Source organism: Gimesia algae (assembly GCF_007746795.1).
GTDB classification, from domain to species: domain Bacteria; phylum Planctomycetota; class Planctomycetia; order Planctomycetales; family Planctomycetaceae; genus Gimesia; species Gimesia algae.
Window position 1 is genome coordinate 5,192,474 of record NZ_CP036343.1, and the last position, 21,799, is coordinate 5,214,272.

General features: G+C 48.9%; 14 protein-coding genes. All 14 read right to left on the reverse strand.

Annotated features, from left to right (window positions below; all coding sequences use genetic code 11):
- Positions 1-2: 2 nt before the first annotated feature.
- The 14 genes from Pan161_RS19315 to Pan161_RS19380 all read right to left on the reverse strand — a co-directional run bounded on the left by Pan161_RS19315 (position 3) and on the right by Pan161_RS19380 (position 21,727).
- A complete protein-coding gene (locus tag Pan161_RS19315; protein WP_197995416.1) occupies positions 3-3,146 on the reverse strand; it encodes a DUF1553 domain-containing protein in 3,144 nt (1,047 codons plus the stop codon).
- 318 nt (positions 3,147-3,464) lie between these two features.
- Entirely contained in the window at positions 3,465-4,958 is a 1,494-nt protein-coding gene (locus Pan161_RS19320; protein ID WP_145229929.1) for an aldehyde dehydrogenase family protein, read from the reverse strand.
- Positions 4,959-5,305: 347 nt separating this feature from the next.
- Complete coding sequence (locus tag Pan161_RS19325; RefSeq protein WP_145229931.1) at positions 5,306-6,460, reverse strand: hypothetical protein; 1,155 nt, start codon at positions 6,458-6,460, stop codon at positions 5,306-5,308.
- Between the two features lie 294 nt (positions 6,461-6,754).
- The gene (locus Pan161_RS19330; protein ID WP_145229932.1) at positions 6,755-7,993 is read right to left on the reverse strand and encodes a hypothetical protein; all 1,239 of its coding nucleotides are present in this window, start codon (positions 7,991-7,993) and stop codon (positions 6,755-6,757) included.
- A 28-nt stretch (positions 7,994-8,021) separates the two neighbouring features.
- Positions 8,022-9,542 carry a hypothetical protein gene (locus tag Pan161_RS19335; protein WP_145229934.1) on the reverse strand — a complete coding sequence of 507 codons (1,521 nt, stop codon included), beginning with the start codon at positions 9,540-9,542 and terminating at the stop codon, positions 8,022-8,024.
- Positions 9,543-9,707: 165 nt separating this feature from the next.
- A complete protein-coding gene (locus Pan161_RS19340; protein ID WP_145229936.1) occupies positions 9,708-10,475 on the reverse strand; it encodes a hypothetical protein in 768 nt (255 codons plus the stop codon).
- Positions 10,476-10,537: 62 nt separating this feature from the next.
- Entirely contained in the window at positions 10,538-11,284 is a 747-nt protein-coding gene (locus Pan161_RS19345) for a hypothetical protein (protein ID WP_145229938.1), read from the reverse strand.
- Positions 11,285-11,426: 142 nt separating this feature from the next.
- Positions 11,427-12,176 (reverse strand): hypothetical protein, encoded by a 750-nt coding sequence (locus tag Pan161_RS19350; RefSeq protein WP_145229940.1) that lies wholly within the window; start codon positions 12,174-12,176, stop codon positions 11,427-11,429.
- Between the two features lie 57 nt (positions 12,177-12,233).
- A complete protein-coding gene (locus Pan161_RS19355) occupies positions 12,234-12,932 on the reverse strand; it encodes a hypothetical protein (protein ID WP_145229942.1) in 699 nt (232 codons plus the stop codon).
- 647 nt (positions 12,933-13,579) lie between these two features.
- The gene (locus tag Pan161_RS19360) at positions 13,580-14,254 is read right to left on the reverse strand and encodes a hypothetical protein (RefSeq protein ID WP_145229944.1); all 675 of its coding nucleotides are present in this window, start codon (positions 14,252-14,254) and stop codon (positions 13,580-13,582) included.
- A 499-nt stretch (positions 14,255-14,753) separates the two neighbouring features.
- A complete protein-coding gene (locus Pan161_RS19365) occupies positions 14,754-15,761 on the reverse strand; it encodes a tudor domain-containing protein (RefSeq protein ID WP_145229946.1) in 1,008 nt (335 codons plus the stop codon).
- 144 nt (positions 15,762-15,905) lie between these two features.
- Positions 15,906-19,391 carry a PVC-type heme-binding CxxCH protein gene (locus Pan161_RS19370; protein ID WP_145229948.1) on the reverse strand — a complete coding sequence of 1,162 codons (3,486 nt, stop codon included), beginning with the start codon at positions 19,389-19,391 and terminating at the stop codon, positions 15,906-15,908.
- 70 nt (positions 19,392-19,461) lie between these two features.
- Positions 19,462-20,373 (reverse strand): SGNH/GDSL hydrolase family protein, encoded by a 912-nt coding sequence (locus Pan161_RS19375; RefSeq protein WP_145229950.1) that lies wholly within the window; start codon positions 20,371-20,373, stop codon positions 19,462-19,464.
- Positions 20,374-20,554: 181 nt separating this feature from the next.
- Positions 20,555-21,727, reverse strand: a complete 1,173-nt coding sequence (locus tag Pan161_RS19380) for a serine/threonine-protein kinase (RefSeq protein ID WP_145229952.1) — start codon at positions 21,725-21,727, stop codon at positions 20,555-20,557.
- Between the last annotated feature and the right edge of the window lie 72 nt (positions 21,728-21,799).

Genomic DNA, 21,799 nt, shown 5'->3' on the forward strand with positions numbered 1-21,799 from the left:
GTTTATCCCCGTGTGATAAATTCGTAAGTATTAAAAATCATGCTGGCCACCGCAGTCCAGGCGGCTGCTTCCGCAGTCGGCAGACCAGGATTCCGGTCTGATTCCCCCTGGTTCAACAGCGCCACAGCCGCACGCTCATCTGCCTGGTAATTCTTCAACTCACGCTGGTAGGCGGCTTGGACCGTTTTCAGTTCCCACTCTGCAGGTGGTCGTCCTAAAGCTTCTTCAAAGGCAAAGCGGATGCGTGACTCAATCCCTTCGCCCCCTTCCTTCATAATGCGTTCTGCATAATTACGAGAGGCTTCCACAAATTGTACGTCATTCAGTAATACCAGTGACTGCAGAGGCGTATTGGTGCGTGCGCGACTCACCAGGCAGACTTCGCGATTCGGCGCATCAAAGGTCTGCATGTTGGGTGGTGGCACTGTCCGTTTCCAGTAGGTATACATACTGCGACGGTACAGCTTCTCGCCATGATCCTGTACGAAGACCTGCGCCGTCGCCGGGGAACTGCCGTAATGACTCACTTCCCGCCACAAACCTTCAGGCTGATACGGGTTCACACTCGCTCCCCCCACCCGCTCGACAAGCAGACCTGAAACTTTCAATGTCGCATCTCGAATCGCTTCAGCCTGCAGCCGGAACCGGGCACCGCGAGCCAGCAGACGGTTCTGCGGATCTTCTTTCCAGAGCTCCGGTGTTCCCGTCGATGACTGCTGATAAGTCGCCGACAACAGAATTTTTCGCATAATGTGTTTCACATCCCAGCCCTGCTCATAAAATTCAACCGCCAGCCAGTTCAGTAACTGGGGGTGTGTGGGAGGATCTCCCTGCGATCCGAAGTCAGCCGTCGTCGAGACAATACCCTGGCCGAACAGCATCTCCCAGAACCGGTTTACCGCCACCCGCGTCGTCAACGGATTTTCCCGAGAGGTCAGCCATTCTGCTAATGCCAGGCGATTCGCAGGCGCCTGCTCAGGCAGACCTGGTAAAAATCCCGGTACCCCGGTGCTGACTTTCACCGTCGGCTGATCATACTGACCTCGATTGAGAATAAATGTTTCGCGAGGTTTCGCAGCCGTATTCATGACCATCGTTTCAAACGAATCGGTCAACATCTGGCGGCGTTCCTGCAGATTCACCAGTTGATACCGTATATTTTCCAGCTCGGGAGCAATCTGACTGTAATATTCTTTGAGTGCAGACTGCTGCATTGCATCGCGTTTTTCTGGATCAACAGCCAGAATCGTCTGAATTGCCGGCGGAAGATTCGAACCGTCATCGACACCTGATATCCCCAAGACCTGGTAGTCACCGGCCATCAACGCCTGCCGACCACCAAATTTGCCGCCGCCCCACACCAGCATCACGGTGATATATTTTGAGTCTTTCGTTTCATAAGGCTTATCAAATGTCACCGTCAAATGCTGCTGACTCTGATTGTGAGGCGCGGGTGACCAGCCGTTATGATCGCGGGGATCCAGACAGTCCTGTACCGGATAATCGGGATGCGACTCACTGGCGGTGATCTTTGCAATATTAAAGATGGAATACAGGTCAAGCTGATCCGAGTGAATCGCCGTTCCCGAAGCAGCCAGGCTCGTCAGAATGAATCCACCGGGAAACGACTCTTTCTTGCCATGCCCGATCCCTCCTTCAGGCAGTTTTTCATTGGGATAAAATACAATCCGCAGACCTGTCAGCTGATCAACGCCCGGCTTGACTTTCAAAGAGATCGAAGGCGAACGCCCGCTGGCCGCCAGAGCAAGGATGTGCCCTGCTTCGCTGGTCTCAAATTCAGACCGCGTATTCGGATCGGAAACCTTAACGATCTCCAGTTCATGCAATTTCAGATTTTTTCCGCGTTCGGCCAACTGCTGTTGTGTCGCGACTTCCCAGTGACGCATCGCAGCTTCATCCGGGTGATCCAGTTCCACCTGCAATCGCTTCAATTCCGCATCCAGCGATTTTAATTCCTCGCTGGCAAACGAAAGTTCTGTTTTTACCGAGAGTTTAGGACCGGCGTTGACGCCGCTGTTTCCATCCAGTCCCCGATCTTCCAGACGATTGAAATACGCGAAGAACTGATAGAAATCCTGCATCGTAATCGGATCATATTTATGGTCATGACACTGGGCACAACCCATTGTCAGCCCCATGAAGACTTCTGAAGTCGTCTTCACCCGATCGACGGTGTAGTTCACCAGATTCTCTTCGGGGATCGTGCCCCCTTCATGGGTAATCATGTGATTGCGATTGAATCCGGTCGCCACTTTCTGCCAGGGCGTGGCCTCGGGCAGCAGGTCGCCGGCAATCTGTTCGGTGATAAATTCATTAAATGGTTTATTTTTATGGAAGGCATCAATCACCCAGTCGCGCCAGAGCCACATATGGCGACCGCCGTCAATCGAATACCCGTTCGTATCAGCATAGCGGGCCAGGTCCAGCCATTTGAGAGTCATCCGCTCTGCATATTGAGGAGTCTCCAGCAGACGATCGACCAGTTTTTCGTAAGCACGGGGATCATCTGATTTCACAAACGCTTCTACTTCCTCTTTCGAAGGAGGCAATCCCAGCAGATCCAGATAGAGTCGTCGCACCAGAGTTCGTTTATCGGCGGGCTTCGCAGGTTTCAAGCCCGCTTTTTCCAGACGCGAGAGTACGAAATAGTCGATCTCATTCTGCGGCCAGTCTTTCTGTTTCACTTCCGGTAAGGCAGCCCGTTCCGGTTTGATATACGCCCAGTGTTCCTGCCACGTCGCGCCCTGCGCAACCCACTGTTTCAACAGCTCGATTTCCGCCGGCTTCAGTTTTTTACCTGACTCCGCGGGCGGCATCTGCATGTCGGGATCATCGGACAGAATGCGTTCAATCAGCGCACTCTCTTTGAGATTACCGGGAACAATTACGGATTCAAAAGCACCCTCTCTCGTATCCAGACGCAAGTCGGCTTCGCGATGTTTTTCATCCGGACCGTGGCAGAAAAAACAGTTATTGGACAGAATGGGTCGAATGTCCCGACTGAAGTCGACCGTCGCTTCGGCCTTTGCCTCAGGAGTCGGCTGCTTTTCGTTCGCAAACAGTGTCAGGCAGGAGATACCAACGGCCAATAGAGGCAGCCAGTGTCGTAGAGAAAGGGTACGCATACTTATCATGCCCTGTGTTTTTTAAGCTGAATTCGATCCTGGTGCGTCTCTTAAGAACCGGAACATGCCATCATGGTCCGGGAGAACAGGTGGGTCCCAGCAAACGGATCGTATTATTAATCTTAAAGTCTCTGAATAAGGCCTGTCAAGGTACGATGCAGACTGAGAGGCGCTTTTCAATTGACTCACTGGAAATGCTACTCCGATTTGAGCAATCCACTTAATCAGACTTAAAAAACACAGAAACCCGCAAGCGTTTCAGGTAAAAGAACACTTGCGGGTTTTGTATTGTTTTCAGCGTAAAAAACGCGGTCCGGTTTACAGAGGGCGTACAACCGACAGACTCCGCCAGTAATCAAACAGCGTTTCGACAGACAGCACGCCGCCCCCCATTCCGCTCTTGTTGATACCGCCGTAAGGGATACCATGGGCGAAGACATTATGGGCGTTAATCCAGCTGTTGCCTGCACACATCGCTTCGGCAACGCGGGCCGCCCGTGACAGATCGGACGTCCAGACACTGTTGGCCAGACCGTAATCGGTGCTGTTGGTCATCTCGATCGCCTGCTCTTCGTTTTCGAAGGGTGCCAGGAATGCGACCGGTCCGAAAATCTCTTCCCGGGCCGCTACGTTATCCAGCGTGCCTGCCAGCAGAGCGGGTTTTACATAATAACCCTCGTAACCGGGAACTTGAGCAGCGCCCCCTTCCAGCACACATTCCGCGCCTTCCGCCTGCCCTTTTTCCAGATACGAAAGCACACGCTGATGCTGTTTGGCGTTGACCACCGGCCCCATCTGCGAAGCATCATCCAGCTGATATCCGACTTGCACTTTCTGCAGACGTCCCACGCATTCATTCACGAATTCATCGTAGATGTTTTTATGAACCAGCCAGCGGGTCGCATCACAGCAGACCTGACCGGTGTGGAAGGTAATCGCATTCACCAGTTTTTCAGCCGTATCGGGAATGTCGACATCATTAAAGACGACAGCTGCTCCCTTTCCACCCAGCTCCAGTTTGACAGGAACCAGATTGCGACCGCAGGCTTCCGCCACCATGCGACCGACCTCAGGAGAACCGGTGAACGACATGCGTTTCAGTTTGGGATTGGCTGACAGAGCAGCGCCGGCAACGGCACCATCACCGGGCACGACGTTGATCACGCCATCGGGAATCCCGACTTCTTTCGCCAGACGCGCCAGATAAATGGCGGACATGGGAGTATCTTCGGCTGGTTTGATGACAACGGTATTACCGGCAGCCAATGCGGGAGCAATTCCCCAACCGATCAGCAGGAAGGGAAAGTTCCAGGGGAAAATAAAACCGCACGCACCGTAAGGTTGACGCACGGTCCAGGCTTCATGATTCTTAACCGCCAGAACCGACCGTCGCTGGACGTGTTGTGCCAGATCTGCGAAGTAACGAATCGTATCGACAAAGTTCTGCACATCCCCTTGCGCCTGACCTTCAATCTTGCCGGCGTCCAGTGACTCCAGCTGGCCGATCACATGCTTCTGTTGTTCGACGGCATCCGCCAGACGATGCAGTAAAGCACTTCGTTCATTCTGGGGGAGCTTGGCCCAACCGGTTTTGCGAAATGCAGCGTCCGCCACATCAACGGCCATATCCACATCAGCGGCCTGAAAACTGAAGACTTCCGCCAGTTGTTTGCCCGAACCCGGATCGGACGTGACAAACGTCTCGCCCCCCGTGGATTCGATCTCTTTTCCGCCGACGACCCCTCTGAGCGGGCCCCCTTCCAGAAAAGCCTGGACTTCGGGATACAGATCATTCGCAGTAGTTGTTGACATCGCGCGCTCCTGTTCAATGTGATATAGAATCGATTGCTTCGGCCCCCGGCTTTCCCTGTCTGAACAGACTGAAACCGACGCCGCTATCTTGCGTATACAAATCCCCGACAGCCTCCTGCCGCCTCGGTTCATCATAACCGCAATCACATTGAATTTTAAACGCTAAACGGGAAATTAGTTGGGGAGAACAGTGCGAACTGGCCCTCGAAACTGAAACAAGCTGGCTAGAATTTTATTTCAGGACAGGTAGGGATACCAAATCTGGCAAAGTCAGATTAAGGGAAAGATTCCATCAACCAGTGATCGTGGCGCAGATATCAAAAGATGAAATGATTGCAATAGTATATTCAGTCATCTGATTTTTCTGACAGATCATACTTCAGAAACCTGATTAAGTCATAGTTGGCTTTATCTCTGATACAGACTGGCAACTTTTTTGCATCCTTCTTTTTAGTATTCTTATCGAGAAGTATTTCGTTTAGTCTAACAATAATGAAGCAGAAATATCTTAAATCATCAGACTTAGCAAATACTTTTCCCTCTTCTGGTTTACCCTCTTTCTTCAGTCCCCTGAATCTATCACCCTTTTCGACCAGGGCATTCATGGCATTAAACCGTACTTGAGTATCCAGACGAGAATTCAGGGCGATCTTATTCAAAGCACTCGTCATATCACAGTAGCCACACCGATGATGAGGTTCAATGCCAACTCTCGCAATCGGCAGCCCCAGCAAGCCAGACCTGAGTGCTGAGGTTACTTGCCAAGATTTATCGAAACTAATGGGAGAAGCATTTAAATATTGATTCATCAAATCTATCAGATCTTGATAGTCATCCTGATGTGCTACTATAGATGGAGCTGCACTCCCCTCAATTTCCCCATCTCCAATCTCAGGTATTTTCAGTTTCCCTTTCAGCCCATTGTTCAGTTTACCATTCAGCTCCCCCGTCAGTTTACTTTTTAATTCATCTTTCAGTTCCCCCTTCAGCTTACCTTTCAATTCGCCATTCAGCTCTCTCTCTACAGTAACTGTCACATCCACTGTCGTGCTCTTGTCTTGTTTTTCCTGTAAGGGATATGTAAGAATCAGTGGCAGTTGTTTCACGATTTCATTTTTAAGTTCAGGTTCTTCACAACAGGCATTCAGGATATTTTTTAATTCCTGGACAATTTCTGTTCTCTGACCGTAAGCGGACTTATACTCTTTTTTAGTAGCTACCAGCGAAATGATTTTGAGTGAATTGATTCGCTCTGATAAATCTTCATCTTTGTTTATTACAATACCCAAACGTTTCGTGACGATTGCTTGAAGCATGTTTCCTATAGCAGGAATATCAGTATTTTCGCACTTCGTACAGGTACACAAATCCAGCACAGCAGGTGGCTTCGGAGCCGGCTGTGCCATTACTTCTGCTAGATTCAAAAAGCCAAAACCAGCCAGGAACACAAGGCAGACGACAGACTTCAAAAGCCTGTGGATTGGGGGGGGGTGTTGCAGCATGACCGTTTCCTCTCAGAATGAAACTCACACCAAGTGCACATAGAACACCTGTCATCATGAGTAACAGGGAGAGAGAACGCAAGTATATCTTCTATATTTGCGCTATTTTCCAGAATTTAACAGCAAGTTGAGCACTGAAATCTGAGAGCAAATGGAGATCAGCCAGATGCCTGTTTCGGAACGAAAGTAATTGTTAAACCTGTAACAGACAGTCCGAAGCAATGGAGAAGGATCGGTCTGAGTTCTGTAAACCGATCGTCCCCATAGGAAAGAATTCACTACATTGAAATGACGCTATCGAACAGCCGGCACAGCATGCACCGGTGAAGTCAGGTCGAGCAAATCCAAGGTCGTGAATTCGATCACGTCACCATTCCGGATGGTCATGCCATTGAAATCATCAAAATAAATATTCCACTTCTCCCGTGCTTCATCTGCAGCTGCTTTTTTGTCTGCACTGGCATTGGCATTGGCCTCTTCGGGTTTCTGTAAAGCGCCGTAATGTTGATTAGGCATGATGATGCGAAATAACTGTCCAAGATAATAACGATAAACGACCGTTACCGCCGGGACATTCGGATCGAACTCCTGAGAATATTTTTTAGAAACAAGTTGAACGGTCTTAAATTCCTCTGCCCCTTCTTTTGTACCAACGACACCGGATTGCTTGGTTAATCCTCTCAGGATAAATCGTTGATTTCCCTTAGGGACATTGTTACTCAACAGGTTGTATGTATCTGTATTATCGTTATTTAAAGTTAACTTTTGCTTTTTGATATCGAGTGTAATGATGGAATCATTCGGAACTACAGGCATGTTGGCAATCTGCGGATAGCCCAGCATCGCGCGTGGAATTACCGTAGCGACGGATCCCCGCTGCAGGATAATAACATCTGGATGTAAATCTTGTATCCCCTTAACTTCTGCTTTTCTTTTCGCAATTTCTTGTGCATGTAATTCTTTATATATTCCGGGGAACTCATCTGCTTCAACTCTGTCTGCTATTGTTTGCTCTTCCTTAGCACTTATTCTTGGATTTCTAGCATTTGCTTCTGCTACAGCTTGCCTAGCCACCCTCTTCGCATCACCCCTTGCCTTTTTATTCGCTTTTGTATTTGCTTCCTTTTGGATCATTTCCTGAGTCGTTGCCACTGCATATCCGAGTTCATTCTCGATTAAAAATGGCAACAGTGTGGTTCCCTGCCATGGTATTTCAACCAAACCAACACCAAAAGCAAAATACGCTGTCGAGACACTGCCTGTGGCAGGTGCAGTCTGTTTTTTCTTGTGAAGCTTTTTACTCTTATGCTGATCTTTCTCGAAGAGTTGAGAGCCGACTAAGGTAATTCGATCTTTCAGAAACGAGTGTTTTTTATCAGTCTTGTTGTGCTGTTTCTCGAGCTTATGATCAGTGGGTTTCTTTTGCTTATGGGAAACCTGCTGTTCTTTAAAAAATGGAAGCTGCGAGGGCACATATATACACCCCTGCCCATACAACAATAGCCCGATTAATAAAATGATGATTCGTCTCATTCTACTTCCCTGTATCTTTCTGAATCATTCACCTGACATTTTTCCATTGGGACCTGGAGAGCAACATGTGATCAGGAATTTTATCCCTGATCTTCAGCAATTTCAGCGCTTCCGAAATATGACAGGCGTATGCAACTCTATCATTATCGACTAATTGCGCAAAAATAAGTCCGATTACAAGCCAGGCGCGTTTACCGTTAATTATGGGTTTCATCACCACAGCAGCTCCACTGTCTCCAGCCGCGTTAATGGAGACAAACTCATTTTTTATTTTGATAATCCCCTCTTTGGTTTCATCAATGCCTCCCAGGAAATCATCCTCTAATTCCTCGATATCTACCTGAGCTTTGACGGAAGCGAGTTTCCCTTCTTTCAAGCTTCCTGTCCTGGCCCCAAACTTGTAAACCGGATAATCTAAGTCCGAATCATCAACAATCTCGTCTGCAACGTAGAATTTCAGACTAGATGTATCTTCAATGAGATCTTTGATTACAAATGGGATGGACGAAATATCATCAGGCAGATTTAGTTCAATGTAACCTGCATCAACAAATCTTCTCTCCCCATCGGTAGTTTGATGTTCGGCCACTTGATCCCCCACTTTTCCAATCTCTTTTGGTCCTGTGGAAGTAACCCGAATTATTCTCAGCGATTTCAGCACATGATCGTTTGATAGTCCTAAATGATGCTCCCCGTCTCCTCCGATAACGAACCCCAATGTTCCAAATTCATTTGGATGAAACTTACCTGCTATTGGCTGCCCGCCAAAGACATCATCACCAGAGTCGGGAATGTATCCTGGATTACTGCCCGTAGCCAAGATGGCACGATCAGCCGCTTTCACTTTCTCAAATTTCCCTTCCAGCACCTTAATTGGTGTCCCATTGATAGCTGGGGGAAGAGGTGCAATTTTTCTTTGCTTTAACTCATCATTGCTCTTCTTCTGGGAAACGTTCACTGTGATCACGTATTGTAGTGGAGATACCAAAAGACCATATTTGGTCCGTAAACCGATTTCCATCCCGGTTACATCTCCATAATCTTTTTCCTGCTTCGTGAAAGACTTCCCTTTATTATTCTTCCTACGGGCCTTTTGTAATTTTAATTCTTTGTTGAGTAACTCGTACGCCAATTCCGCTTTCTTGTATTGCGCTTTCAGTTCCTCCCGACGGGCTTCTTTCTCCTGTAAAACTTCGTCTCCCTCAACAATCCGCAACAGAGGATAAGGCTGCCACTCGTTCGTTTTACTGGAGGCAAAGACGGTCGATTTTTCTTTCAGGGGGTGCTGATCAGCACCATCCTGTTTCTTTGGGGTCTTCTTCGCAGCTTTCTTTGTGACTGCCGTTCTAGGAGCACTCTTCTTAGTGGTAGCTTTCTTAGCAGTAGTTTTCTTGGGAGCTGCTTTTTTCTTTACTGCTTTCTTTGGAGCTTTTTTCTTAGACCCCTGCTTCGCGGTTTTCTTCTTTACCGCCTTCTTCTTTGCTGCCTGCTTTTTAGGGGGCGTCTGCTTCTTCGCTGCTGCTGTTTTTCGGGTAGCTTTCTTTTTCATCGCTCTGCTTGACCTCATCTAAACCAGATTGACTTCAGATCAGATTAAAACCAAGAATCAGGAAAATCTGTCCGTACAGATACGATACATAACAACACAACCAGGCAGCAAGCACAAAACAGGAAACACAGGGAATTTTGGCAAACAGCCACATTCAGCTGGAAACTACTCCAGACGCTCCAGAGCCGGTGGTGCTGCCATACGGAAACTTTCCTCGAAAGAATTCTGGCTATCATCGATCAAAGCTCCCATCGCCTTGTCTTTACACTGACATGGCGCCGGCGGAACTCCCGGCTTTGGATCTTCTGGACAACGGCCACATTTTCCCAGGTATTCTTCTACAAAGCAGTTTACTTCATCTTCCCAGTGAGGCCGGGCCAGATCAAATCGCTGACAGGCGATGATCGATCGTTCAAAACTCAAATTAGAGGTCAAATTCTCGGTTTTGACAACACCACTGGTACTATCAGTAGATGTAAATGACCCCTTGAGTGTCTCTAATGCAGTGCCTACCTGCTTCATGGTCTCTTCTTTGACTTCGGCCTGAATCGTCTGGAAATATTGTTCGTTATCGAACGTAATTCCATTATTTCCCTCAGCACCCAAGGTTAAAGATCCACCCGCCGGCCGGGCAAAATCGACCAGAAAGACTTTATCCGTGTAGGAGAGCACGGAATCCACCTCGTACTGGGGGGGAGAAAATGACTGCAGTTTAACGCCATCATTGCCCCGAATCAGCACCTGTTGCTCATAGATGGAAACGACGACATGCGTCGGAACCTTCAGTTTGACAGGAACGCCTTTCTGTTTGTGACCGAAACATTCGACAAATAGAGAATCACTATCCAGTCTACCCAGCGTCATTGTTTTAAATGATGTGCATCCTGCATGCATCAACGAGATCAGTAAACAGCTAACAAGAACAAAACGCATTCGTGACTCCTTCACTGAATTGATTTATATTAATTATGTATCCTAGAATTGCATGCGCAGTTTTACTTACAGACTGCAGTCCCGGGACAATCCGGGTCACAACTTTTCTGATTGACGTAGGTATTCAGGAACCCCATCACATCTTCTTCAAAATGTTCGGAATTCAAGTCGAAACGAGACCAGCCGATGACGCGTGTCGTCTGTAGTACGTCCAGGCCGGTTACCTTATCGGTATTGTCTCCAAAGGCAGTCGGTTTTGCCTTTGCACTTGTTCGGAACGCTTTAATCATATTGAGGGATGACTTCAGTAATTGTGCTGATCTTACTATCGTTTTATCTTCAATATGATAATTCAGGCCGGTCAGTTGTCCCTTACCACTATGTTCATAGCCTCTTTGGATCCCGGCTTTGATTTCCTCGTCGCTCAAATCATCGTCTTTGAAAGAAAATCCATAGTAACTGCTGTCATCAGTAGTACCTTGATCTGTCGTGGCAGGACCTGCAACCGGGCGGACCGGATCCACCAGAAATATTTTTTCGGTGTACTTGATATCGTGTGAGATCGTACGGGTAGCACGGCAGGAAGAAACAGGAATCAGTTGCGAGCCTTCCACGCGCCAGAATGTTTTTTCCTCAACTGTCAATTCCAGATGTGAAGGAACTCTGAGAGAAACCGGAATCCCTTTTAAATGTTGATCCGGATTCGCAATGATCGTGTCATCTTCCAGACGATCATAGGCAGTTGTCTTTATCGAACTGCAGCCATTACTCAATGAAAACAACAGTAAGAGGGTGACCAGGTTTCGCATCGAGACTTCCGTTTCTCTGATTGAAATAAGAATCAAATAACTCATTTTCAGTTACAACCAACTCAAAAAACTAATTTGCGTTGGAGGTGTGCGGCCTAGATATCAAACATCCTGGCGAACAGACTACTTGTTTCCCCAGAATCTACTGCTCCAGCAATGGAAGCAGTTCAGGCCGGAATCCCACTGCAGCTTGACCGGGGAACATCAATCCTTGTCCTGCAGTTTCTGAACCAGGACAGGTACCGCATTTCTTCAGGTATTTGGCTACAAAACAGTTCATCTCATCTTCCCAGTGCGGGCGTGCCAGATCGAATCGCTGATACGCGATGACAGACTTTTCAAAACGTACGTTTTTCAAGCCGGTTTCGGGATCGAGGATTTGAGCAGCTGTTTCCTCTCCAGCAACCTTTGGCTTCTTCACAAAACTTCCTGGAATATCTGCAATCTTATCCAAGGCGCCGGAAACCTGCTCCATAGTCTGCTCCCGGACCTTAGCCTGGACGCTTTTGAAGTACTGTTCATCATCAAATTCGATTCCACTTTTATTGTCATCAGAACTCAACAAATCCAGAGACCCGCCGGCAGGACGAACAAAATCCACCAGGAAAACCTTATCCGTATAAGCCAGATCGGTTTTCACTTCATACTGCGGCGGATTGAAGGATTGTAATTTGATTCCTTCAACCCCGTGAATTAAGACTTGTTGCTCGTAGACCGTGACGGTCACGTGCGAGGGTACTTTCATTTTGACAGGTATCCCCTTGGCTTTCCCCCCAAAGCATTCTACAAATAGTGAGTCTGTATCGAGTCTCCCCAAGGTTGTCGTGTGAAACGAAGTACAGCTCAATGTTATTAAAGGGAGCAGTAGCGTGCCGACAAGAAAAAAACGCATTCGTGACTCCTTCACTATTGCCGACCTGCGAATTCCATCCAGGTGGTGGCAGTAAAACTATCTTTTACAGGTTGAGACCGGACACTCCGGTTTACAGGATTTCTCATTCAGATGTTTATTCAGAAAACCCATGACATCTTCTTCAAAATATTCGGAATTGATGTCAAATTGTGACCAGGCAACCACACGTGTCGTCTGAATCACACCCAAGCTTTTAACACTATCATTTCCAGCACCAAAAGCTTTTGGTCCTTCACCGTTGTCCTCTCCGTTTGCTGTTCGAAAGGCACTTACAAAACTGAGTGATTTCGACAGCAATTCGGCAGAATCGGTAATCGTCGTATCAGTAATGTGGTAATTCAGTCCTTTCAGTTGCCCGGTTCCAGCATAGGGATCATCTTCCTTCGTATTATCACCTCTGAAAGTAAAGCCATAGCCACTGGTTCCAGACCCGGGTTTGACTGGATCTACCAGGAAGATTTTTTCCGTGTATTGAACCTTAGGAATAACATCCCGAGTGGCGCGGCAGGATGTAACTGGGATCAGTTCGGATCCCTCCACGCGCCAGAATGTTTTTTCCTCAATCGTCAGCTTGAGATGCGTGGGAACTTTGAGGGTGACCGGTACGCCTTTTAAATGCTTGTCCGGGTTGGCGATGAGGGTGTCATCTTCCAGACGATCAAAAGCGGTTGTCTTGATAGACCCGCAGCCAGTGCTCAGTGCAAGCAACAGCGCAGCCGTGATGCAGCAGCGCATAGAGACCTCCGTTTCTCTAATGGATTGAATACAAGAATTGAGAAGGAGCCGCAGTGAGTGCCCTTCTTTCTGTCTCAATCAGTATCGGAGGAGTGACATAATTTTCAGTGTACTACCTTCATGAACACAGGCATTTTTGTTTAAAACCCTACAATGTTCACTCACATCAATTACAACTGATACAATCGGTCTTTGCCATTAATACTGTTAATTAAGGGCGAAATGAGGATTTGATAACCACTTAGACTGAGTTCCGTTGTGCGAGAGCGTCTCCAGGACCATTTGGACCGATTATAATAGTTTGAGAAACTCTATGGTTTAATCTGATGCGCGCTTCAAGTACCCGGCCAGCGAAAGAGGCCGCTCGCGAGATGTTCGCGAGTTAGCGAACTATAAAACGACTTCCCGTTTAGAATCTCCACCTGAGCCGGTGAGCCGTGAGCACCGAGTAATTCCCTTCGCCGCACAGTTGCTCTGCAATTGAGCACAGAGTGACCCACATCACTAAATGTGAAATACGTTCCCGCCCTGCTGGAAGTAACCTGGGGAGAGCGCTTTGTCACCGCGCAACACACAATTCGGTCGCTCTGGAAACAAATATAAGCTTTGACTGTCTGTAATAATTCCAGTTCAGTACAGGACACCAATTAATCAGGTAGCCGCAATTTGTTGCGTTGATAATATTGATCGAAGGCGTTGGAATGCTTATGGATATCCAGGTTCACTTTGACATTGCCATTGGCGGCAACATCCCTCACCGTTCCCGGTCTCCAGATATCACCTAAAGCAAGAACCTCGATCCGCATGTCTGGTGTGATAGTGGTACTGTCTGTCACAGGAGAATAGCCACTGGCGTTAAAGCCGGCTAATGCTGCATCTTTACGAATCTGAGCCTGGGCTTCCATCTGAGCAAAATGAACTTCACGTAATATTTCCGCCATCACTTGCGACATCCCTGGAAGCTGACTTATTCGTTCCACCTCTTTTCTTAGTCGTGCATCCGTTTCTTTATTCAATGATTCGTATTTTGCTTTGAGCTCCCGGTCTTCTTCCGGGGTCATCTTATCAGTCTTTTTGAGTTCCTTGAGATCGGCTATCGCTTTTGCGATCTCCACAGTAACTTGTTTCATACGAGGAGCAGCTGCCCTGGCACTTGATTCATCTTTGATGGAGGCAAAAATATCAGCCTGCTCTTCTTTAATTGCCAGCACTCGTTTCAAGATCTTCTCCTGAGAGTTGCCGACTCCCAAATCCTTACTTATTCCTTTCCAATCCAACATGAATATTCCGGCAACAAGGATCAGTGCGCCAGCAGAAAACATCGCGACCTTGATCAGTGCCGCATTATTGACGGACTGCTTTTTTTTCTTTTTGCTGCTGGACCCCGGCTTCTTTTTCCTTCTGCGGGGTGACTGATACTCTGGTTCAGAGGAACTGGCTGTTCTACGTTTTCGACGGCGGGGAGGTGGAGTACTCACGGAAAGGAACCCTTACATTAGACTCAAATCAACCTGAAGCGCATTACTTTTTACCATAGTGCCGCATACGATTTTACTGAGCCCAAATGTTTCTGGAGACGCTACAGTTAAAAAAGAACTCAGTCTGGAAACAACCATTCAAGTACGAACACTCATTCTATATACCCCTGTACCGTCAGGTCAACTCTGGGATACGTCGGTTTATAAAGTGAAACTCAAGCCTGGCTGACTCGCTTCCCGTTCAGAATTTTCACCTGAGCCGGTGAGTTGGGAGCATCGAGTAATCGCGTTCGCCGTATCGTTGCTGTGCAATCTGGCAAAAGGTGATCTGCATCACAAAATATTAAAAAGAGCGATTTGAAGGAACGCGTTTGGGAGGCGGGAAATCGATACGTCGTCCCGTATTTCCACCTGGGACAGGTTGAGCAGTTCCATTGCTGTTTCGAGTCGGTACAGAAGTGTTCCTGACAGGAATCGTGTCAGGAATCCGCAGTCGATCCCGCTCATACTTATAATCCAAGAATCCTTGACCACCAAATAAACTGTGGGGATTGCCATCGATAAAATTGACTCGCACTTTACCGTCTGAATAGATTTCTTTAATAATACAATCCTGCCAGTCGTACTGAGAATTAATTCCCTGAATCTGCATCCCTTTCTTGAGTACCGTTCCCGCGGTGACAGGTGAATAACCATTCTTGAAAGCACCTTCTTTCGCTTTATCCAACTCCCACTCCCGAGCAAAACGCCCCCCATAAGTAAGCGAGTTAACGACAAGTGTATTGATATAGTTTCCTATACCAGACTCTTTCCTGAGGCGATTGATTTCCTGTGTCAGGCGAACGGAGTGATGACTGCGTTTCTGCCGGAAGTCCCTGGCAAACCTGCTGTGTTCTTCTCGCACTTCAGGCGGAAGCTGCATCGCGGCTTCAATGTCATCCTTGTCTTCTACAATCACCCAATCATCGAATTCTGCAGAAATGAGTGCCAGTTCTTTCGCGATCTCATTCAGTCGGGGGACAGCGGCTTTTGCCTGTTCTTTCGTTTGAAAAGAGGCAATCAGTTCGAGCTGCTCATTTTGATAATACTCCAGGTCTTTCAGGAGTTTCGCGCGAGACCGTGACAGACCGATGATTCCGCCGATATCATGCCAGTCCATGAAGAACAGACCATAGATCAAAATCAGCCCTGCAATTCCGAATAAAACAACGCGGAGCATCGATTCGTTACGCTGCCTGGTAGTTCTCCGGGAGTTGGTATGTCGTTTTTTCTTTGGCCCAGAAACTTCAGTTGTATTTTCTAAGGGAGGTGGCGGCTTGCGATGACGACGGCGGGGAGACGGGGTACTCATCAACAGAAAACCTTTATCCAGGCGCGACTCAACTCAGAAAACCAATGCTCAAGCTTAAGTGTGCATTTTATATACACCTGCCACGTCAGATCAATGATTGAGTACTTCAGTTTTCAAATTGAAAATCAAGCGATGAAGCTCGACTCATTTCCCGTTCAAAATCTCCACCTGAGCCGGTGAACTGGGTGCATCCAGTAATTCCAGTCGCAGTACATCCCTTTCAGGTGTCAGATCAATGGAGAACGTCAGGCGGTGCACCCCCTTCGTCAGTTCAATTTCGGTCTCCGGTTTGAGGACGATCGGCTTTTCTCCGAGCCACATTTTCAAACCATCTACGGAATCGAATTTCAGAATCGCTTTACCCGGTGAGAGTGCTTCCAGTTCACAACGGACAAAAGCCGCTCCTTTCGCCCGATTGGAAACATGCAGCTTGCCGATCTCATCGAACATGCGGACTGGCAGACTTCCATCGACGCGGCTGTAAGCCGGTTCCCAGACGAAAGCGGGGTTCTCTGTTGCAGCGGTCGCATGTCGCGTTCGACGAATCGCATTCATGGCGGCCGGGGTCCCTTTCATCACGCGCCAGCGACGGACCACGCGATCCTTGCTCACCGTATACGCATCTGTTTTACCCAGCTCGGTCAGAAATCGTACCAGGTCGGTCAGTTCCTGCTGAGTCAGTTTCTCCAGCAGTCCAACCGGCATCAGTGAGGCGGCCGGCGCTTCTTCATCGATCTGATCCAGGGGAATATTCATGATGTTATCATTCACATCCCGCAAAACGAGCTGGCTGTCAGAACGTCGCACGAGCACTCCCGAATACACTTTCCCCTGCAATGTCACCACAGTCACGGCATTATAATTTTCTTTGACTGCTTTATTGGGATTCAGCAGCGAATCAACAATGTAATCCGGCTGGGAACTCCCCCCCAGACTGATCAAGTCGGGACCGACCTTCCCACCAGCGCCGCCAATCGCATGACATTTCAGACAGGACAGATCTTCCCGGCGGAAAATGGCTTCTCCACGCCGGGCATTGCCCTCTGTTTTGACAGCATGGATCATGTTGGCCATTTCCGCAGGCGGAAGATTCACCGGCTGAGGCGCTCCGCTGCTGGACAATCCCCCGGCAACGGCAATCGCTTTCGCCAGTTCGGGATTGGAGCGTCCCGTGGACTGAATCGATCGTCCCAGGTGAATTGCGGCGTCTTTAGCGATCGTTTTTCCCTTCAAAGCATTTACCAGCACTCCCGTTCCTCCCTTGCGCTGCAGGAAGATATTTGAGAGTGCGGTTAATTGATCGGGTGAAGTCACCGTCTGCATCAGATCAACCGTCTGTGCGGCAGCCAGTTTGACATTCATCTCCGCCAGTGCAGCGACTGCGGCAATCGCCAATGCCTCTGACTCTGCACTCTTACTCTGTTTTAGCAACAACTGCTGATTCTCATTGCCCCCCAGACGAGCCAAGGCGTACAGACTTGTTTTTCGCAATTCGAGACTGCTCTGGTCCGACTCTGCCAACTCGCGAATGGGCTTCTGTAACGAAGCGATCTTCCAGAGTCCCGCACATTCAATCGCCGCCTGCCGAACTGCCGGATTTTCAGAGCGAAACAGCTGCTGTAACGCTTCCAGTTCCCCGGTCGGTCGCATCTTTCTCGCTTGAACAGCCTGGGCGAGTGTGCGCAGTATTGCCGCCTGATGCGCGGGCTTCGTTTCCGATTTGAGAGACTGTTCAAACAGTTGCTGCAGATCGCCGGCGTTGGCAAATTTACCCAGCAGATTCAGACTCGTCTGCAGTTCGCTGTCAGGAATCTGGCCTGTCTGAATCAGTTTTGTAATTACCGGAGCGACTTCAGGAGAATTCACGGCCGTTAATGCGAACAGCAGTTTCTTCGGATGTTTTTGCAGTGTCGACGTTCCATCCAGCACCTGAGGCAGCCAGATCGATTTGGTCTCGCGCGTCGTCAGCCACAATGCGTAATCCAGAAATTCATCAGCCGGATGATCGAGTGCTTTGTAGACGTCTGTCAGCACGGTCGGCTTGTTGTACAACGAAAGGGCGCGGACTGCTTCCAGACGCACGCGGGGATGTTCATCATCCGCCAGCGGCGCGATCAGAGCATACGTGTCGGGTAGTTTGTCTTTCCAGTGCCGGGCAACACGAACAGCAGCAGCCCGGGCACGACCATCTTTCGCAGAGAGACATTGTTTCAACAGTTCCGGTTGCACACTGCTGATACTTTGCGCGACCCACAGGCCTTCCAACTGATTATGTTCAAATTGAGGATCCTGGGAATCAAGTGCTTTCAGCCAGGCTTTCAGATCGGCTTCGACTTTCTCGCGTCCCCGCTCCCGCAGTACGTTCTTGGCATTCTGTCGCGTCCACTCTTCGGGCAGTTTCAAAGCTTCCAGCAGTTCCTGGTTTGTCGCATCCACCAGTTTCGGGCGTGGCAGAGTCGGTTTGCCTTTATAGGTCACTCTCCAGATGCGGCCATGCGTATGATCGCGACGGGGGTCGCGGAAATCGACTTCGCCGTGCTGAATGATCGGGTTGTACCAGTCGGCAATGTAAATCGCACCATCGGGGCCCATCTTCACGTCAATTGGCCGAAACGCGACATGATCGGTTTTGATCAGTTCGACCTGTTCGCGTGAAACATAACCGGCTTCATTTTCCGTCACCACAAAGCGGCAAACACGATGCCCGCGGAAGTCGTTCGTAATCATGTTTCCCTGCCAGTCATCGGGCAGATGGCGACCACTGAGAATCTCCAGTCCGCAATGTTTGGGACTGCCGAGATTCAGGCCTTTCAGAATTCGATCCATGCCAACCGCCGTCACAAACGCGGCGCCGGGAAATGTGTAGTTGATTCCGTGACCATAGGCCCCGTCCGTACAGAATGACTGCCCCCAGCGATCAAAGTGATGCCCCCAGCTGTTGACCATGCCCCGCATGACCACTTCCAGTTCCATTGACTCTGGCTGGTACTTCCAGATGCCTCCGCCGTTCAATCGGCGTACGCCATAGGGTGTTTCGATGTGGCTGTGAATATAAATCGACTGATTAAAAAACAACTGTCCTGCTGGTCCGCGACGGAGCGTGTGCAGAATATGGTGGGTGTCCTCTGTTCCAAATCCGGCCAGTTCCGTTTTGCGGACATCGGCTTTGCCGTCGCCGTCGGTGTCTTTCAAAAACAGCAGTTCGGTACTGTTTCCCACATACGCGCCGCCATCACCGGGCATCACCGCCGTGGGAATCAACAGTCCATCAGCGAACACGGTTGTTTTATCAGCAGTCCCGTCACCATCCTGATCTTCCACTACCAGAATTTTATCGTTGGCTTTTTCACCCGGCTTGATGTGTGGATAAATTTCCGAAGAAGCAATCCAGAGTCGCCCCTGCGCATCAAAATTCATCTGAATCGGTTTAGCGATCTGGGGATCAGCCGCATACAGGTTGACTTCGAATCCCTCAGCTACTTTGAATGACTTGCGTTCCAGCTCGGGATCAGGCGGTGGAATGTCCGTCAGGTCACGCTGCGCTCGCACTGTCGAAACAGAAAACAGGCTCAACAGACAGACAGAACTGATGAGAAAACGTTGGAACGGTAAAGCGGCTTGATTTATCACAGGAACGATCCTTGCAGAGATCTATAACAGGTCGGGATATAATTTGTGAGTCGGAATGATTCAGAGACAGCTAATGTGAGGAAACCAGGCTGTGGATCGCGGCCTCTTTGGCTTCGATTAACGGAATAAACTGAGGTAGCTCTTTGGCATTCTGCCCCTGTTCATGTTTGCGGAAACCCAGTAGATAGGTAATATTTTGTGGACGCCAGTTATAAAAATACTCACGATTCTTATCGAAGGTCAGCTGAGTCACTTCATCAGCCACAGCAGGAGAAAGTTCAATCGGTTTCAGACCAAGGTCAACGGCAATGATGCCGGCAGCGCGTTCGTATCCTGCTTTCGTCAGATGGATCCCGTTGGTCGTCCACTCTAATCCGGGATCTCCGTTCGGTTCCGGAATCAACTGCGAGAACAAGTCGACAAAATAATGATCTCCTTTTTCCGCAGTCTGCTGCAGGAGGTCGGCATACAGTTTCAGTTCCTGATTATGTTTCGCCGGGTCAGGCAGTGGCGCCCCTTCATTTTCGTAACGATATGGCGAAACGAGAATTAATTTCGCGCCCGTCGGTTTCAGATCACTGATCAGTTTCTGTAGCTGTGCCTGAAAGGCCGGTAAACCGTCTTTGCCAGCGAAAGCTTCGTTTCCCCCGTAACCCAGTAGAATATAGTTGGGCTTCAACTCATTGATCTGCTTGATCATGCGCTGATAACCAACGGCCGGTGGATCAAAGATGCCCCGGGATTCCGCCCAGACCGTATCTCCACTCCAGCCCAGGTTGCGAAACGAGAGTTTTGCCTGGGGGAAACTGCGTAGAAACACGCTTTCCCAGCTCCCGAATTTCTGTGACCGTTCGATCATCGTGTTGCCCAGAAAGATGATCCGGTCACCCGATTTCAATTCTAAAGCAGGTGGAGCCGCTGAAGCGATTGGGGCAGAGAATAACACAAAAAGAAGCATGCAGATGCTGAGACGCTGATTCACGGAGAAACCTCAATTACGGTAGTTGAGTAGTGGATAGTTCTTCTACGCTAAAATAACAGGCTGTGTGAGTTACAGCAAATCAGGAAATGTAAAAAACAGGTCAGGAATCGACGATTCAAAACAAATGCTCAGCGCTTCTGTTTAATTAGCCTTGTAAAGATATCGCGGCCCTACCAGCTTTTCAGGACTCTGACGATCGTTGATTCTGGCTGTCTTCCTGCCATTCACGTGTTGTGAACACGGTGGTGTTGGGATCGGAGTTCAACTGGACATCCTCAAAGTAATCCGTTTCGACTTCTTCAATCCAAAGCCGCAATTCGTTTTCATAATCGCTGGGCAGATCGCTTTTGACAAGCAGTCGATGAAAGTCGGCCGCGCCATCTTCGCCCAGATCTGCGGATTCCGCCGATTGAAACCGTTCTGCCGGATCGGGATGAACCAGGCGATGGATCAGTTTCATCAACGGTTCGCTGAGCGCGAACTCTTCTGCGGGAAACCACTGGGGCAGCTGTTGCAGAATATTCTGTTTGGCTTTAATCAACTGAGCATACTTCAGATTCGCAAACGGTTGAAATCCGGTGATCACTTCAATCAGAATATATCCCAGACTGGCCAGATCGGACTGGGGGGTCGCCCGTCCCCCGGACAGGACTTCCGGTGCCGCATAGGTTGGCGTACAGGGTTGAGTGGAAGGCAGATTTTTTAAATCGATGGCAGATCCAATATCAATAATCTTGGCATTCCCACTCCGTTTGAGCATGATATTGGCAGGCTTCATATCACAGTGGATAATATTGTTACGATGTAAGGCCGCCAGCGCCGCCAGGCACTCGCGAAGTATCGACACAGCGATTCCCGGCTTCAGACGTGGTTGCTGAACCCCTTTGGTAAAAACATTGTTGTTGATATTTCTCCAGCGACGGGAGGTGACCTGTTCACGAATCTGCTTGAAGGTCGCCGGCGTTAACAGACTCCGCAAGTCATACCCGTCGATCCACTCCATTTCCATGATGTAGACTTGATTTCGTGTCACAAAATTCTGTACGGCGACCAGATGGTTTTCCTGAACGCGGGCAACCTGCGCCGCAACCTGCGACAGCCTTGCCATCTCGGTCTGATAGGCGACTGAGTCGGCATAGCGTTTGGGAGAAAATAATTTGAGGGCGACTGGAATCTGGAATCCATCAGCGCCTTCCCGGGCACTCAGGTACACCACTCCCTGTCCACCAACGCCCAGGCATCGGGAAAAGACCCGTTGATTGTGCCATTCCAGGGAATTACCGTCGAGCAGGTTCTGGTATTGCTGGTCTAATTTTTCCAGCGAAACAGGATGTAAAGATTCATTAGTAGTCAAAGTAATTCCGCATCAACAAAGGAATGAAATCCCTCCCGAATTAACCCAAACCAGGATTGTTTCTGTTATCCT

Coding starts and splice junctions, on each gene's coding strand:
- Pan161_RS19315 (WP_197995416.1), bottom strand. CDS start 3,146: ATGCGTACCCTTTCTCTACGACACTGGCTGCCTCTATTGGCCGTTGGT.
- Pan161_RS19320 (WP_145229929.1), bottom strand. CDS start 4,958: ATGTCAACAACTACTGCGAATGATCTGTATCCCGAAGTCCAGGCTTTT.
- Pan161_RS19325 (WP_145229931.1), bottom strand. CDS start 6,460: ATGCTGCAACACCCCCCCCCAATCCACAGGCTTTTGAAGTCTGTCGTC.
- Pan161_RS19330 (WP_145229932.1), bottom strand. CDS start 7,993: ATGAGACGAATCATCATTTTATTAATCGGGCTATTGTTGTATGGGCAG.
- Pan161_RS19335 (WP_145229934.1), bottom strand. CDS start 9,542: ATGAAAAAGAAAGCTACCCGAAAAACAGCAGCAGCGAAGAAGCAGACG.
- Pan161_RS19340 (WP_145229936.1), bottom strand. CDS start 10,475: ATGCGTTTTGTTCTTGTTAGCTGTTTACTGATCTCGTTGATGCATGCA.
- Pan161_RS19345 (WP_145229938.1), bottom strand. CDS start 11,284: ATGCGAAACCTGGTCACCCTCTTACTGTTGTTTTCATTGAGTAATGGC.
- Pan161_RS19350 (WP_145229940.1), bottom strand. CDS start 12,176: ATGCGTTTTTTTCTTGTCGGCACGCTACTGCTCCCTTTAATAACATTG.
- Pan161_RS19355 (WP_145229942.1), bottom strand. CDS start 12,932: ATGCGCTGCTGCATCACGGCTGCGCTGTTGCTTGCACTGAGCACTGGC.
- Pan161_RS19360 (WP_145229944.1), bottom strand. CDS start 14,254: ATGTTTTCTGCTGGCGCACTGATCCTTGTTGCCGGAATATTCATGTTG.
- Pan161_RS19365 (WP_145229946.1), bottom strand. CDS start 15,761: ATGAGTACCCCGTCTCCCCGCCGTCGTCATCGCAAGCCGCCACCTCCC.